The 15,237-nt window shown below is 63.0% G+C and carries 13 protein-coding genes and 1 tRNA gene; 2 read left to right on the top strand and 12 right to left on the bottom strand.

What is annotated here, in order from left to right; translation table 11 throughout:
* Nucleotides 1–147: 147 nt before the first annotated feature.
* From ACXR2T_RS11130 to ACXR2T_RS11100, 7 genes are all read right to left on the bottom strand, one after another.
* A complete protein-coding gene (locus ACXR2T_RS11130; RefSeq protein WP_458839447.1) occupies nt 148–1,260 on the bottom strand; it encodes a D-alanine--D-alanine ligase family protein in 1,113 nt (370 codons plus the stop codon).
* A gap of 17 nt (nt 1,261–1,277) precedes the next feature.
* Nucleotides 1,278–2,375, bottom strand: a complete 1,098-nt coding sequence (locus ACXR2T_RS11125) for an NAD(P)H-dependent glycerol-3-phosphate dehydrogenase (protein ID WP_458839360.1) — start codon at nt 2,373–2,375, stop codon at nt 1,278–1,280.
* A gap of 17 nt (nt 2,376–2,392) precedes the next feature.
* The gene (locus tag ACXR2T_RS11120) at nt 2,393–3,166 is read right to left on the bottom strand and encodes a lysophospholipid acyltransferase family protein (RefSeq protein ID WP_458815800.1); all 774 of its coding nucleotides are present in this window, start codon (nt 3,164–3,166) and stop codon (nt 2,393–2,395) included.
* Nucleotides 3,167–3,229: 63 nt separating this feature from the next.
* The gene (gene murA / locus ACXR2T_RS11115) at nt 3,230–4,585 is read right to left on the bottom strand and encodes a UDP-N-acetylglucosamine 1-carboxyvinyltransferase (protein ID WP_458815814.1); all 1,356 of its coding nucleotides are present in this window, start codon (nt 4,583–4,585) and stop codon (nt 3,230–3,232) included.
* Nucleotides 4,586–4,611: 26 nt separating this feature from the next.
* On the bottom strand, nt 4,612–5,214 hold the full coding sequence (gene leuD / locus ACXR2T_RS11110; RefSeq protein WP_458815798.1) for a 3-isopropylmalate dehydratase small subunit: 603 nt from the start codon (nt 5,212–5,214) through the stop codon (nt 4,612–4,614).
* A 4-nt stretch (nt 5,215–5,218) separates the two neighbouring features.
* Nucleotides 5,219–6,685 (bottom strand): 3-isopropylmalate dehydratase large subunit, encoded by a 1,467-nt coding sequence (gene leuC / locus ACXR2T_RS11105; RefSeq protein ID WP_458839448.1) that lies wholly within the window; start codon nt 6,683–6,685, stop codon nt 5,219–5,221.
* Nucleotides 6,686–6,914: 229 nt separating this feature from the next.
* Entirely contained in the window at nt 6,915–7,970 is a 1,056-nt protein-coding gene (locus ACXR2T_RS11100; RefSeq protein ID WP_458839362.1) for a TerC family protein, read from the bottom strand.
* 298 nt (nt 7,971–8,268) lie between these two features.
* Between ACXR2T_RS11100 and ACXR2T_RS11095 the strand changes: the two genes are divergently transcribed.
* Together ACXR2T_RS11095 and ACXR2T_RS11090 are read left to right on the top strand one after the other, a co-directional pair.
* Entirely contained in the window at nt 8,269–9,054 is a 786-nt protein-coding gene (locus ACXR2T_RS11095; RefSeq protein WP_458839363.1) for a TIGR00645 family protein, read from the top strand.
* A gap of 32 nt (nt 9,055–9,086) precedes the next feature.
* A tRNA-Leu gene (locus ACXR2T_RS11090) sits at nt 9,087–9,168 on the top strand.
* A gap of 216 nt (nt 9,169–9,384) precedes the next feature.
* Here the strand turns inward: ACXR2T_RS11090 and ACXR2T_RS11085 are convergent.
* The 5 genes from ACXR2T_RS11085 to ACXR2T_RS11065 form a co-directional block, all read right to left on the bottom strand.
* Nucleotides 9,385–10,146, bottom strand: a complete 762-nt coding sequence (locus ACXR2T_RS11085; RefSeq protein WP_458839364.1) for a potassium channel family protein — start codon at nt 10,144–10,146, stop codon at nt 9,385–9,387.
* An 18-nt stretch (nt 10,147–10,164) separates the two neighbouring features.
* Complete coding sequence (locus ACXR2T_RS11080) at nt 10,165–10,968, bottom strand: aspartate dehydrogenase domain-containing protein (protein ID WP_458839366.1); 804 nt, start codon at nt 10,966–10,968, stop codon at nt 10,165–10,167.
* Between the two features lie 54 nt (nt 10,969–11,022).
* Nucleotides 11,023–12,537, bottom strand: a complete 1,515-nt coding sequence (gene glpK, locus ACXR2T_RS11075; RefSeq protein WP_458815784.1) for a glycerol kinase GlpK — start codon at nt 12,535–12,537, stop codon at nt 11,023–11,025.
* A gap of 70 nt (nt 12,538–12,607) precedes the next feature.
* Nucleotides 12,608–13,369: an MIP/aquaporin family protein gene (locus tag ACXR2T_RS11070; protein ID WP_458839368.1), complete on the bottom strand. Its 762-nt coding sequence runs from the start codon at nt 13,367–13,369 to the stop codon at nt 12,608–12,610.
* A gap of 75 nt (nt 13,370–13,444) precedes the next feature.
* Nucleotides 13,445–15,199, bottom strand: coding sequence for a glycerol-3-phosphate dehydrogenase/oxidase (locus ACXR2T_RS11065; RefSeq protein WP_458839370.1), 1,755 nt, complete (start codon nt 15,197–15,199; stop codon nt 13,445–13,447).
* Nucleotides 15,200–15,237: the final 38 nt, after the last annotated feature.

Here is a 15,237-nt window from a genome sequence, read left to right as displayed (position 1 = left end):
TTTACCGCAAGCTAATTCAGCCGGCCCGCTCTGCGGCCCGGCTTCGTTGCGGCGACAAGAGATAACATTACGCAGATTAGCCCCCACGGTCAAGCCAGGCCCGAGCATCGGCGTGTCGCGTTGATACCCGGGCCCAATCCCCTGCGCTTAGTAGGCGGGACGCTTGGCGATCGCGAGTTCGATCAGCTCGGTGATGAGCTCCGTGTAGCCGAGCCCCGATTCCTGCCACAGACGCGGGTACATAGAGATGGGGGTAAACCCGGGCAGCGTATTGATCTCATTCAGCACCGGGCCGTCTTCGGTCAGGAAGAAATCGATCCGGGAAAGACCTGCGCACTGAGCCACCTCAAAGGAACGAACGGCCGCCGCGCGAATCGCCTCGTATTCAGCGTCGGTCACCCGTGCCGGCAGCTCGAGCTCAATGCCCGCAGCGCCCAGGTACTTGGCTTCGAAGTCGTAGAACTCGCGGCCAGTGAACACGATCTCGCCGATCACTGAACTGGTGCGTGGGCGTGCCCCGTCGCGGCCTTCGAGCACCGCGATCTCGACCTCGCGCCCTGTCACACCCGACTCAATAAGCACGGTGCGATCCTCAGCGAAAGCCACTTCTAGCGCCGCCGCGATCTCGCCGGGCTCAGTAACTCGGCTCACACCCACCGAAGAACCTGCCCGCGCAGGCTTGACGAACAACGGGTAACTGAGACCCTCGTCGAGACGCGTAACGACAGACGCGTCGCGTTCGACCTCGTCAAGTGTCACGGTGCGCCAGGGGGCAACAGCAATGCCCGCCGCGGCGAGCACCGTCTTCACCGCGTGCTTGTCCATGCATAGCGCCGAGCCCAGCACCCCACTGCCCACATAGGGCATGTCGACAAGATCGAGCATGCCCTGCACCGTGCCGTCTTCACCGTAGGGCCCGTGAAGCATGGGCAACACAGCGTCAACATGACCGAGCGACTGCAGTGATCCGTCTTCAAAGATCACCGTCATGGCACGGGTGTCGAGCGATGCGGGCCACAGCACACGCGTACCGTTATCGGTCACCTCGGGCAGCGCGCCAGCTTCGAGCGCATACGAAGCGAGGTCTTCCTCTTGCATCAGCACCGTCGCACCGCGCTTCGTCAGCCCCACGAGAACCACATCAAAGAGCGTACGATCAATCGCGCGCAGCACTCCGGCCGCGGTCACACAGCTGATGCCGTGTTCGCTCGATCGGCCGCCAAACAGCAGCACCACACGGCGCTTAGACGCTGCCTGCATCTCAGTCGAATCGCTCACTAGTGCGTTCCCTTCATACGGTTGACGAGCCGCTGCCAGCGACCCGGAGTCTGCTGGCCGAGCTTGAGCTCGGGCTGCGGCACGCTGTCTTCTGTCGCGAGGTGCGGTCCAAGATTCTTTGGCGCCATCGTGCCCTCGAGCACCATGCGCACCTGCTCGACAATGGGCATCACGATGTCGCGCTCGTGCGCGAGCTCGAGCACGGGTGCTACCGAGGTGATGCCCTCGGCCACTTGATTCATCTGCTCGCGGGTCTCCTCCTGCGAGTACCCCTGGCCGATGAGTCGGCCGGCAGTGTTGTTGCGTGACAGCGGTGACTGGCACGTTGCGATGAGGTCGCCGAGGCCGGCGAGACCCGACATCGTTGCTGCGTCGGCGCCCGAAGCGATCGCAAATTCGGTCATCTCGGCGAGCCCGCGGGTGATGATCGCGGCCTTCGTGTTCTCGCCGTAACCCACACCATCGACAATGCCAATCGCGAGCGCAATCAAATTCTTGAGCACGCCGCCCAGCTCTGTGCCCACGACGTCGGTGTTCACATAGGTGCGAAAGTACGGCGCCGATGCTGCGGTCGCAATCTCCTGCGCGACCGAGAGATCAGCGCACGAGGCCACCGCGCCCGTGGGCTGCTCTTTGGCGATCTCGAGAGCAATATTCGGGCCAGATACGACCGCAATTCGATCCGGATCAAGATCGAGCGTGTCACTGATGACCTGAGACATGCGCATGGTGGTCGTCTTCTCGACGCCCTTCACCAGGCTCACCAGCACGCTGCGGCCGTCGAGGAACGGCTCGAGATCGAGGAGGTTTTGCCGCATCGTCTGGCTTGGCACCGCAAGAAACACGAGGCGTGCACCCCGCAGCGCCTCTGCGAGGTCGCTTGTCGCCTTGAGCGATTTGGGCAAGTTGATGCCGGGCAGGTACTGGCTATTGCGCTTGGCTACCTGGATCTCGTTTGCGACCTCAGGGCGTCTCGCCCACATGGTGACATCGCAGCCTGCGTCGCTGAGTACCTTCGCAAAGGTCGTGCCCCAGCTGCCCGATCCGATCACGGCGACCTTGCGACCGCGGTTACGCGCGGCGCGTTTGGCCACCACTGGATTCGGCTTTGTTGTCAAAATCGCCCCGTCTCGCTTTGCTGATGCTTATTTGGGTCCCAGCGTTCGGTGGGAGGTGTTTCGTCACGGAGCCCCGCGAGCAGCGCGGTGATCGCGTTCATCAGCTCGGTCGTTGCCGCGTTGACGGTCTTCTGGTCGATGGTGCCCGCGAGGTATTTGCTCAGATCCAGCGGCTCGCCGACTGCGACATGAATGGTTTTGCGCGGAAACGGGTGAATCTTCTTGCCGTATCGCGGCATCAGATTCTGTGTACCCCAGTGGGCGACGGGGATCAGCGGGATGCCCGACTCGAGTGCGAGCCGCACCGCACCGCTCTTGCCGCGCATGGGCCACAGGTCTGGGTCGCGCGTGAGTGTGCCCTCGGGGTACACAATGACGCCCGAGTCGTTCTTGATCAGCGCACCTGCCCCGCCCATCGCACCGCCGCGACCGGATGCGCGCGCGGCGCCCTCGCGTTCAACGGGCACCTGTCCCGAGGCGCGCAGCAACCAGCCAAATACGGGTACCTTGAACAGGCTGGCCTTGGCCATGAAGCGGGGAAGACGGCCCAGATGCCAGACCGCGGCACCCATCGCGACGGGGTCGATCTCGCTGTAGTGGTTGGGCGCCAAAATGAAAGGGCCCGTCTGCGGCAGCTTCGACTGCGGCGTAAACCGGTACCGCACCATGAGCGACCACGCGGGCAGCGTGACACCCGCGAGTACCCAGAAGACTGATGGCCTTCGCTTTTCAGCTGAGGGCCGGCTGCGCAGCTTCACCGTTTCAAACATATTTCAATTATCGTGCACGAGCGCGCGCCGGTGCTGCATGCGTTCCCGGCGCGCGCGTCGCAACTAGCCCTCGTAGACGAAATCCGCGCCGAGCAGGCGCAGCTTCTCGATGAAGTTCTCGTAGCCGCGGGAGATGATGCCAAGGTTCGTCACCTTAGTCTGCCCCTCGGCCGTGAGACCCGCGATGAGGTAACTAAACCCACCGCGCAGGTCGGGCACCTGAATCTCTGCCCCCTTCAACGGGGTCGGACCAGAAATCACGGCTGCCTGTTCAAACTCGCGCCGCTTCACGCGACGAGCGCCGTCGTGTAGCCCATCCTTGAACACCTCGATGTTGGCGCCCATCTGGTTGAGCGCATCGGTGAATCCAAAGCGGTTCTCGTAGACCGTCTCGTGAATCGTCGACACGCCCTCCGCCTGGGTCAGGGCAACCACGAGGGGCTGCTGCCAGTCGGTCATGAAGCCGGGGTGCACGTCGGTCTCAATGCGCACGGGCTTCAAATCGCCGCCCGGGTGCCAGAACCGAATACCGTCGTCGTGCACATCGAAGTCGCCGCCGACCTTACGGAAGACGTTGAGGAAGGTCATCATCTCTTCCTGCTGCGCGCCGCCCACAAACACGTCGCCGCGCGTAGCGAGCGCGGCAGAAGCCCAGCTCGCTGCTTCATTGCGGTCAAACAGCGCACGGTGGTCGTACCCGCGCAGCTCCTCGACGCCCTCGATGAAAATCACGCGGTTCGGCTCAACCGTGATGATCGCACCCATTTTCTGCAGAATGCAGATCAGGTCGATGATCTCGGGTTCGATGGCCGCGTTACGCAGCTCGGTCTGCCCCTTGGCGAGCACGCTCGTCAGCAGCACCTGCTCGGTCGCACCGACCGAGGGGTAAGGCAGCTCAATGTTTGCGCCGTGCAGCCCGTCGGGCGCCGTGAGGCTGATGCCGCTCGGCAGCTTCTCGACGACCGCACCAAACTTGCGCAGCGCCTCAAGGTGAAAATCGATGGGGCGATCGCCGATCCGGCAGCCGCCAAGATCGGGGATGAAAGCCTCGCCGAGCCGGTGCAGCAGCGGGCCGCAGAACAGGATCGGAATGCGTGACGAGCCAGCGTGTGCGTCGATGTCGGCGTGGTGTGCCTGCTCGACGTTCGATGGATCGAGGCGCCATTCGCCCCCGTCAGTGCCGCGCGTAATCTGCACTCCGTGCAGCGCGAGCAGGCCCGCCACGACACGAATATCAGACACATTGGGCACGTTACGAAGCACACTCGCGCTCGTACCGAGCAGCGCCGCCACCATTGCCTTGGGGGCGAGGTTCTTCGCTCCTCGCACCTCGATGCGGCCCTTCAGCGGCCGCCCACCGTTGATGAGAATCTCATCAGAGGTGAGACCTACCCGGGCGCCCGCTTTCTGGGCGTCCATCTTTAGGCCTTCGGTTTCGTTGTCAGTCACGCGGCCTCCACCGGGGTTGTCGTCGGCATCCACTTCGGGCGGCGGCTCTCAAATTCTGAGATCGCGCCCTCATTGCGAAGCGTCAGAGAAATGTCGTCGAGCCCCTCTAGCAGGCGCCAGCGAGTGTACTCGTCGACCTGGAACGGCACGGAAAGATCTCCTGCCGTCACCGTGCAGTCTTCAAGACTGACGGTCAGTTTCATACCCGGATCGGCATCGATCGCGGCCCATAGCTTTTCTACGTCGGCCTCGGTGACCTCTGCGGCAAGCAGGCCTTGCTTGCCCGAGTTGCCACGGAAGATGTCTGCAAAGCGCGGCGAGATCACGACCTTGAACCCGTAGTCACGCAGCGCCCACACGGCGTGCTCACGCGACGATCCGGTACCGAAGTCGGGGCCGGCCACGAGAATCTCTGCCCCAGCGAACTGGGGCTGGTTGAGCACAAAGCTCTCGTCCTGGCGCCAGTGATAGAACAAAGCGTCATCAAAACCGGTCTTGGTGACGCGCTTCAAGAACACCGCGGGAATGATCTGGTCGGTGTCGACGTTGGAGCGCTTCAGCGGTACGGCAACGCCGGTCTGAGTCGTGAACTTTTCCATAGCCTTAGGCTCCAATCTTCTCGTCGGTAACTGACTGGGTGGCTGCGGCGTCTGCCTGCAGGTCCCAGGGGCTCGACAGCGTACCCCTGATGGCGGTTGCGGCAGCAACGAGCGGCGACACGAGGTGCGTGCGGCCCCCCTTGCCCTGGCGTCCCTCGAAGTTACGGTTCGAGGTCGACGCGCAGCGCTCCCCCGGCTCGAGCTGGTCGGGGTTCATGCCAAGGCACATTGAGCAGCCAGCGAACCGCCACTCGCCACCAAACTCCTCGACGATCTTGTCGATCCCCTCGGCCTCGGCTTCAAGTCGCACGCGGGCGGAGCCGGGCACCACCATGAGGCGTACGCCCTCTGCCTTCTTCTTGCCCTTGATGATCTCAGCGAACTCGCGCAGGTCATCGAGACGGCTGTTGGTGCACGAGCCCATAAACACGGCGTCGACGGGAATCTGCTTCATCGGCGTACCCGCGACGAGGTCCATGTACTCGAGCGCCCGCTCTGCCGCGGCGCGCTCGTTCGGGTCGGCAATCTGCGCCGGATCCGGCACATTCTCGCTCAGCAGCACGCCCTGGCCCGGGTTCGTGCCCCAGGTGACAAACGGCTCGAGCTCGCTCGCGTCGATAAAGATCTCTTTATCGAACACGGCACCTTCGTCGGTGGGCAGTGTCTTCCAGTATTCGACCGCCGCGTCCCAGTCAGCGCCCTTGGGGGCGTGGTCGCGGCCCTTCACGTACTCGAACGTGGTCTCGTCTGGCGCGACCATACCTGCGCGCGCGCCCGCTTCGATCGACATGTTGCACATCGTCATGCGGCCATCCATCGACAGCGCGCGAATGGCCGAGCCGCGGTACTCGAGCACGTAGCCCTGGCCGCCACCGGTGCCAATCTTTGCGATCACGGCGAGAATAATGTCTTTCGCCGTGACGCCAGGGCGTAGCTCGCCCTCGACGTTAATCGCCATCGTCTTGAACGGCTTGAGCGGCAGAGTCTGGGTCGCCATGACGTGCTCGACCTCGCTCGTGCCGATACCGAACGCGAGTGCGCCAAACGCGCCGTGAGTCGAGGTGTGGCTATCGCCGCACACGACCGTGATGCCGGGCATAGAAAGTCCCAGCTGCGGACCCACCACGTGCACGATGCCCTGCTCTTTGTCACCGAGCGGGTGCGCGCGCACACCAAACTCCTTGACGTTGTTGCGCAGGGTCTCAATCTGCAGCCGGCTCGTCGGGTCTTCGATCTGCTTTGTGATGTTGAGGGTCGGAGTGTTGTGATCCTCGGTTGCGATCATCAGGTCGACGCGCCTCAGCGGGCGATCTGCCACCCGCAGGCCGTCGAAAGCCTGCGGGCTCGTAACCTCGTGAATCAGGTGCAGATCAATGTAGATCAGATCGGGCTGACCGCCTTCACCCTTCACGACGACGTGGTCATCCCACAGCTTCTCAGCGAGGGTGCGGGGGGCAGTCGTTGCCCCCATGGTCTGAACGTTTTGCTCACTCATGCGTGTCTAATCTTTCGGTTGGTGCGTTTCTTCTAACGCTGCGCTGCGCGAAATTATTTCGGCCCCGTTGCGCGGTGATATCGGCCATGAGAGAACTCCGCGACGGGTGACCGAATGGGTTAGGCCCCGTCGCGGCAGTGAAGAAGCACGAGCCACGATCGCATGGTTAGGAGTCTAGCACCGGGTGCATTCGGAGACGGTCAGGCTAGCCTTCGTCTGTCGCTTGCGTGTCGCTGCGCTTATCGCCTTGCGTTTCTGCGGCACCGAAATGCAGCCGCTCGCCACGAGCCTTCGCATCACGGCTCGCCTTCACAACACTCGCAATCGTCGCGATGCCCATTGCCCCCAGAATCACGCCCAGCGACATCCAGGTACTAATGTCGGGCACCCACAAGACGGGCTCGCCGCCATTAATAAACGGCACGTCATTCTCGTGCAGCGCATGGAACACGAGCTTCACGCCAATAAACGCCAAGATAAAGGCGATGCCGTACTTGAGGTATACGAGCCGCTCGAGCAGGCCACCGAGCAAGAAGTAGAGCTGGCGCAGCCCCATCAACGCAAACACGTTTGCGGTGAACACAATGAACGGGCTCTGCGTAATACCGAAGATCGCGGGAATCGAGTCAAGCGCAAACAGCAGGTCGGTGGTGCCAAGCGACACGAGCACGAGAAAGAAGGGGGTCCACATGCGCTTGCCATCGACGGTGGTGCGCAGCTTGCCCCCGTCGTACTCGTCGGTGATGGGCATGACCTTCTTGGCCTGACGAACCACCCAGCTATCGCCACCGTGGTCATCGCCACCGGGCTTGACCTGCTGCCAGGCCGTCCAAATCAGCCACGCGCCGAAGATAAAGAAGACCCAGATGAAGCGTTCGATCAGTGCGGCGCCAGCCAAGATAAACAGGCCCCTAAACACCAGCGCAAGCACAATACCGATCATCAGGGCACGCTGCTGGTAGGCGCTCGGCACTTTGAATGCCGCAAGAATCAGCACAAAAACGAACAGGTTGTCGATCGACAGGCTGTACTCGGTAAGCCAACCAGCGAGAAACTCTGAGCCGTGTTGTACGTCTCCAATGATAAACATCGCACCCGCGAACACGAGGGCCAGCAGCACGTAGAACCCGACCCACAGGCTGGCCTCGCGCATAGAGGGAACGTGCGGACGGCGCACAATGAGCAGCAGGTCGACGAGCAAGATGCCCACGAGCACGATCATTGAACCGATCTCGAACCAGAGCGGTAGAACTGAAGTCACTTGGAGTGTTACTTTCTCTCGGTGTGGGTACGCCACATGCCGAAAGTCTCTCCCCCGGCCAGGTCGCGGCTCGATCGCGGGCCTCGTGGCCCACGCAAGATCCGGATCAGGCCGTGCCCACACCGGCAGTGCGATCGGCGCGCTGCGTATTGACGACGTGAGCAAAGACGGGATACTCCCCTTCGCGTCGCCCAGTATACGCCGCGGGGCTAGTGAGCCGCAGTGTTTTAAGAATTTTTTGGCGTGGCGCGCGATATGCTGTGACGCATCTTTTCACCACGATTCCATGGGAGACCACGTGAACCGCAATCAGCAGGCGTCAATTGAACGCAGCGCCCAGCGCGGGCCCGGGCCCGCCTCGCGTACCCTCGCCGGCTTCATTTTTGCCAGCCGATGGCTTCAAGCACCGCTCTACCTTGGCTTGATCATCGCGCAGGCAATCTATGTCGTGCTGTTCTTTGTTGAGCTCTGGCATCTGCTCGAGAACGTGGTCCTCTCAGGCAAGATCTCTGAGACGGAAGTCATGCTCAGCGTGCTCGCGCTCATTGACATCGTGATGATCGCAAACCTGCTCATCATGGTGATCATTGGCGGCTACGAGACCTTCGTCTCGAAGATTCGGGTCAGTGGGCACCATGACGAACCCGACTGGTTGTCACACGTCAACGCGAACCTGCTCAAGGTCAAGCTCGCAATTTCGATCATCTCAATCTCGTCGATTCACCTGCTCAAGACGTTTATTGAGGTGGGACGCATGGACGACGGCGTAGTGCTCGCGGCCGACGGTCGCGTGCTCTACTCGTCGACCGGCGTCTTCTGGGAGGTCATGATTCACCTCGCATTTATCGTTTCGGCGCTTGCACTCGCGTGGATCGACAAGATGAGCCACCACGGTGACGGGGGCCACAGTGACCAGGTCACGGCCGCTGCCGTCGAATCCGAGCTGATGGGGCAACCGACCACGACCGTTGCGGAGTCGCCTAAGCCCGGCGAAGCAGTCGACGGTTTCGTGACGGTAAGGCTCCCGGCAGGTGCGAAACTCCCCGAGGGCGCCGAAATCGTGTCTGAGACCAAGAACCGCTAAGCTGGTTCTCGGCCGATGAAAATCGGCCGCACGCGCGAGTGGCGGAATTGGCAGACGCGCTGGATTTAGGTTCCAGTGTCTTCGGACGTGTGGGTTCAAGTCCCATCTCGCGTACACGTTGAAAATAAAGGGCAGTAGCTTCACATAAGCTACTGCCCTTTCGCGTTGCGAAAGCAAAATATGCGCGTCTAGTTCCGCTTATGAATGTGTCTAAAACGGAACTAGGCGCGCATATTTTGTATCACGTGCGCTCACACTTGGGGGGATGGCGAGCACTCGCTCAGCCTACGTCAGCTCAGGTGCTCATGTGTCAGGTCTGGTACCAAACCTTCACCCGGTAGGCTCCCGCTCGCCTGACACGACTGACACGTCTGCGGCTGGGGCTTGGGCTTGGGCTTGGGATTGGGCTTGGGCGCGATCTTGATCCGGGATTGCAATTGAACGAATACGGTCGGTGAGATACGACAGCACTGTGGCGGTCGTGACGCCGATCACCAGCACTCCACCTACCATGAGACCGATCGCGATGACGCGACCGAGCAGCGTGACAGGCGCGTAGTCGCCGTAGCCTACGGTCGAGATCGTGACGAACCCCCACCACACGGCATCTTCGAAGTTCACGATCGTCGCGCCCGGTGCACCTTTCTCAACCGCCCACACGAAGTACGAGTTCACGTACACGTAGATGAATGCGAAGAGCACGGTAATGAGCCCGTATCTGACACGCATGCGTGTGGCGTTCGCGCCCGCAAACACCGGCATGCGCCAGATCGTGACCAGAATCAAGAAGGGCCGAAACGCAGGCAGCACGATGCTCAGAAGGTCGAGCCCGCGGGTCGCAAAGAACTGACGCACGTGGCCGCGCGCGAGGTACATACGAATGAAATAGTCGGCCACAAACCACACCCACAGCACGACGACCGTGGCGGCCCCTAACTCCCGCAAACGCGGTTCAGGGTGCGGGTCGACCCAACTCATCGTGAAGCACGCGAAGAAGACGAGCGATCCCGCAAACAGCGGCCACGCGGTGCGCCGCTCCCAGCGCTGCACGCGCGCGAGACCGCCAGGCCGGGTAACAGCTGTGTCAGGCATGGGTCAACTCTATTGGTTCTACACAAACGCACCCGAGGGGCGCGCGATCTGCGCCACCCCGCGCAACAGCGCTGCCGACACCACGCCGCTCGAAGCAGGCGAGGTGGAGAGTGGCTTGTTCGTGATCGAGAAGTCGTACTCCCCCGCGGCGCCCGTGGCCGTGATGCGGTGGCTCGTGAGCTCTGCGGTCGGGTCTGCGACCAGCCGCACCCGCACCGTGTCCCACAGCCCAGTTGCCGCGGCCAACGCTACGCCCACGTTGAGCGACGCCGGAAACCGCGCGATCGCGTCTCGCACGCTGCCCTCAAACAGCGTGAAGGCCCCCTCCGCGTCACGCAGCCGCTCCGCCTCCGCCACGGTCATCCACGGCTGCACGAGCGTGCGGGCACGCTTCGTTGAGGTGAGCGTGACGGCCTCAAGCCCGCCGTCGCGAGCGGCGGCCCCCAAGAGGTCGAGCCCGCCAATCGCGCCGGCCGTGAGATAGCAGCGGCCCGGGCCTTTCTCGATGAGCCGGGCCCGCAGATCCGGATCAGCGAGCGCCCCCAGCGACGCGGGCAATAACGCGACACCGGCCGCAATGATCTGCGGCCCCGCCACGCGCAGCGCCTCGCCGGTCGCGCACTCGACGATCAGGTCGCTCTCTGCGAGCGCCTCTGTGAGATGCAGGGGCCGGATCCCGGCAGCCTCGGCGCTCGCGGGCGTGCGCACGATCGCCCCCACGAGCGTCACGCCGGGGATCTCGGCGCGCGCGATGGCCCCTGCCACGCGCGCGCCGATCGCCCCGTAACCCAACACCGAGACGCGAAGATCCTGAGCTGTCATACCCCCAGCCTAGGCTGCTTCGTGAGTCGTCTCGTTCGTCGAGCTCCCCGTACGTTAGGCGACGTCTTCGTCCACCCAGTCCATCGACTTGGTGACCGCCTTGCGCCACAGCCGCAGCTCGCGGTCACGGTCCTCTGCCACCATCGCGGGTTCCCAGCGGCGCTCCTCTTGCCAGTTCGCGCGCAGGTCGTCGAGACCGCTCCAGAAGCCGACCGCAAGACCTGCGGCATAAGCGGCGCCGAGTGCCGTCGTCTCGGCCACGACCGGGCGCACCACGGGCACACCCAGCACGTCTGCCTGAAACTGCATCAGCGCGTCATTTGCGACCATGCCGCCATCGACCTTGAGCTCGGTGAGTTCGACGCCCGCGTCGGCGTTGACCGCGTCGAGCACGTCGCGGGTCTGAAACGCGACCGCTTCGAGCGCGGCGCGCGCGATATGGCCCTTGTTGACGTAGCGGGTGAGCCCAACGATCGCGCCGCGGGCGTCGGGTCGCCAGTACGGCGCGAAGAGCCCCGAGAACGCGGGCACGAAGTACACGCCGCCGTTGTTCTCGACCGAGCTTGCGAGCTGCTCAACCTCGGGCGCACTGTCGATAATGCCGAGCTGGTCGCGCAACCACTGAATCAGCGACCCGGTGACGGCGATCGAACCCTCGAGTGCGTAGTGCGTGGGACCGTCGCCGAGCTTGAACCCGACGGTCGTGAGCAGCCCGTTCTTTGAGTGCACAATCTCTTCACCGGTGTTGAAGATCAAGAAGCAGCCGGTGCCGTAAGTGTTCTTGCTCTCGCCCGAACGAAACGCGGCCTGCCCGAACGTGGCCGCCTGCTGGTCACCGAGAATGCCCGCGATGGGTGTCTCGCGCAAGAGCGACGTGTCTTCGGCGTGACCATACACCTCAGACGATGATTTGATCTCGGGCAGCATCGAACGCGGCACACCAAACGCCTCGAGAATATCGTCGCGCCACGTAAGCGTGGCGAGGTCCATGAACAGGGTGCGCGATGCGTTCGTCACGTCGGTGACGTGCACGCCGCCGTCGACACCGCCCGTGAGGTTCCACACTACCCAGCTGTCGGTGGTGCCAAACATGAGGTGGCCCGCATCGGCCGCCTCGCGGGCGCCCTCAACGTTTTCAAGAATCCACGCCACCTTGGTGCCCGAGAAGTACGTGGCGAGTGGCAACCCCACGATCTCCTTGAATCGTTCGACGCCACCGTCTGCCGCCAGGCGGTCGACGATCGCCTGGGTACGTGTGTCTTGCCACACGATCGCGTTGTACACCGGCTTGCCCGTGCGACGGTCCCACACCACAGCGGTCTCGCGCTGGTTGGTGATGCCGATCGCCTCGATGTCGTGTCGGGTGATGCCTGCGCGGCCGAGCGCGACGCCAATCACTTCTTGCACGTTCTGCCAGATCTCGACTGCGTCGTGTTCGACCCAGCCGGGCTGCGGCATGATCTGCTCGTGTTCTTTTTGCCCCACGGCAATCACGTTGCCGCTGCGGTCGAAGATCATCGCGCGCGACGATGTGGTGCCCTGATCAATTGAAATAACGTATTCAGCCACGATGCTGCTCCTTCTATGGGTGTCTAGGAAATCTACGGAATATGTTGTCGCGTGTCAGCTGCTGCAGCGACTAGATGGCCGCGGCGAAGCCCAGCAGCAAGGGGGCTGCGAATGCCGCGAGCGCGCCACCCACGAGTGGACCGAAGACCGGAACCCACGCGTACGACCAGTCACTGCCACCCTTACCCTTGATCGGCAGGATCGCGTGCGCGATACGGGGGCCAAGGTCACGCGCCGGGTTGATGGCGTACCCGGTCGGGCCGCCGAGCGACATACCGATCGCAACGACCAAGAACGCCACAGGAAGCGCCGTGATCGGGCCCAGGCCGCCCGGCACGCCCACCTGAATATCACCGAAGTCTGCGAAGGCAAACACAATGAACACGAGGGTGAACGTGCCGATCACCTCGGTCACGAAGTTCCACCCGTACGAGCGAATCGCGGGCCCCGTCGCAAACACGCCGAGCTTGGCGGCGGGCTCTGCGTCGGCATTGAAGTGGTCGCGGTACGTGGCCCAACACAGGATCGCACCGAGGACGGCGCCGATGAGCTCTGCGGCGACGGCCACCCAGAACATCGTCATCGTAATCTTGCCCGCAATCAACATGCCGATCGCGACGGCAGGGTTGAGCAGGCCACCCGAGTAGGCCGAGCCAAGCACGCCGACAAACACGGCAAAGCCCCAGCCCCAGTTCACCATCGCGAACCCGCCGGCGTTACCCTTGGTCTTGGCGAGCGCCACGTTGGCTACAACGCCGCAGCCAAACAGCACGAGCAGCGCTGTGCCCACGAGTTCGGACGTGAAATACAGCCCGAGGTTAATGTCTGTCATGTCTTCATTGACCTTTCGGTGAAATGGGCGCACGGGTGCCTCGCCACACGCTGTCGTGGGCACCCGCGCTAGGAGTTATCCGAGCGGGGCGATCCCACTCGTTCCAAGCGTGACGCGATGCGCGTCACGCAAGATCTGTGTCGCACGTGCAACCTCGCTCGCTCGCGTAGCTTCACTCCAGCCGAGGGTGTCGGCCAAAACCTCGGCGAGCTCCTCGAGCAGTTCGCTCGTGAGGTGCCCACAGAATGCGAGCGAGGTGCGGCGCTTCAGCAGATCGTCGAGGTGCACGATGTGTTCGGTGCGCGCGAGATACGCGAGCTCTTCGACAAAGTAACCGCGAGCGTGCGCGAGTTCGGTGGGCTGCTCGGGCAGCTCGGCGATGAGCGCGGCCGCTCGCGTGCCATAGCGCGCAAGCAGCGAAGCAACGATTGCTTGGTCGAGACCGTCACCGTGCGCGGTGACCCACAACCGTTCAGCACCCTCGGTGGTCGGAAACTCTTTGCCCCCGCCAATCGAAAGATTCGTGGTTTCGACCGTGCGCTTGCCACCGATCCGGGTCATGACCTCGGTGGCGAGGTGCTCAGCGAGCGCGCGGAACGTGGTCCACTTGCCGCCCACGAGGCTCAGCGTGGGCGTCTGGCCCATGCGGCCTTCAACAATGCGGTAGTCACGCGAGACGAAGCCGGGGGCGGTGTCGTCGTGCTTGGGCAGCGGGCGAATACCCGAGAAGGAGTACACGATGTCGGAGCGCTTGATCTCGATCTTGGGGAACACGTGGCCCACCAGATCGAAGAAGTACTCGACCTCTTCGTCGGTGCAGACACTGTCCTCGCGCGGGTCAGCGTTGATGTCGGTGGTGCCGACGAGCACCCGATCCTTGAGCGGGTAGATCAAGACGATGCGGCCGTCGGAGTGCTCGAAGAAGATTTCACGGCCGCGGGTGGCGGCGAACAGCTCGGGGTGGTCGAGCACAATGTGCGACCCCTTGGTGCCGCCCATAAACTGCGTCTCTTGCCCGAGCGCCTCGTTGGTCAGGTCGGTCCAGGGGCCGCTCGTGTTGACGACGAGATCAGCGGCGAAGTCGAACTCTGCGCCCGTTACTTCGTCGCGCAGGCGCACCCCGGCATCAGAGTGGCCCACGGCCGAGACATAGTTTGCAGCGCGTGCGTGGCTGCCCGTCTCGATGCCGTCCCACAGCACGTCGAGCGCGAGCCGCTCGGGATCGTGCATCGACGCGTCGTAGTAGGTCGCCGTGTACTTGAGGCCCGGGTTCATGTCGGGCAGCTCTTGGAGCGCACGTTTCTTACCGAGAAAGCGGTGCTTCGGCACCTGCCCGCCGCCGCGAGAGAAGGTGTCGTACATCATGAGGCCGACCTTGATCAGAAACGCTCCGCGCTCGTTCGGCTTGCCGCGACCGTGGGTCACGAGCAGCCGGAACGGGGCTGAAAGGATACCCGAGAAGGTCTTGTAGATCGGAATCGTCGTCTCGAGTGGCTTGACATAGTGCGGTGCGATGCGCAGCAGTCGGTTGCGCTCGGTTACGGACTCTTTGACGAGCCGAAACTCACCGTTCTCGAGGTAGCGAATGCCCCCGTGCACCATGTGACTCGAGGCCGAAGACGCCCCCGAGACATAGTCCCCCCGCTCTACAAGAGCAACGTCGACGCCCTGGAGCGCAAGGTCGCGGAACGTGGCGATGCCGTTGATACCCGCACCGATCACCAGCACGCGCGCGTTGGGTCGGCCGGTGAGCGACGCAATACGGGCGGTGGTTGCCTCTGAAAAATCTGATTGATCCTGCACGCCCCCAGCATGGGCCGCTATGGTCATGAGTGCAACTATTCTGCACAAACGTGCAAAAACCATCA

This window comes from Leucobacter faecis, from assembly GCF_054456635.2.
Note: the sequence above shows the minus strand (reverse complement) of the source record. Positions and strands in the feature narration are given on the sequence as shown.

Coding starts and splice junctions, on each gene's coding strand:
- ACXR2T_RS11130 (WP_458839447.1), bottom strand. CDS start 1,260: ATGCAGGCAGCGTCTAAGCGCCGTGTGGTGCTGCTGTTTGGCGGCCGA.
- ACXR2T_RS11120 (WP_458815800.1), bottom strand. CDS start 3,166: ATGTTTGAAACGGTGAAGCTGCGCAGCCGGCCCTCAGCTGAAAAGCGA.
- murA (WP_458815814.1), bottom strand. CDS start 4,585: ATGGACGCCCAGAAAGCGGGCGCCCGGGTAGGTCTCACCTCTGATGAG.
- leuD (WP_458815798.1), bottom strand. CDS start 5,214: ATGGAAAAGTTCACGACTCAGACCGGCGTTGCCGTACCGCTGAAGCGC.
- leuC (WP_458839448.1), bottom strand. CDS start 6,685: ATGGGGGCAACGACTGCCCCCCGCACCCTCGCTGAGAAGCTGTGGGAT.
- ACXR2T_RS11085 (WP_458839364.1), bottom strand. CDS start 10,146: ATGCCTGACACAGCTGTTACCCGGCCTGGCGGTCTCGCGCGCGTGCAG.
- ACXR2T_RS11080 (WP_458839366.1), bottom strand. CDS start 10,968: ATGACAGCTCAGGATCTTCGCGTCTCGGTGTTGGGTTACGGGGCGATC.
- ACXR2T_RS11070 (WP_458839368.1), bottom strand. CDS start 13,369: ATGACAGACATTAACCTCGGGCTGTATTTCACGTCCGAACTCGTGGGC.
- ACXR2T_RS11065 (WP_458839370.1), bottom strand. CDS start 15,199: ATGACCATAGCGGCCCATGCTGGGGGCGTGCAGGATCAATCAGATTTT.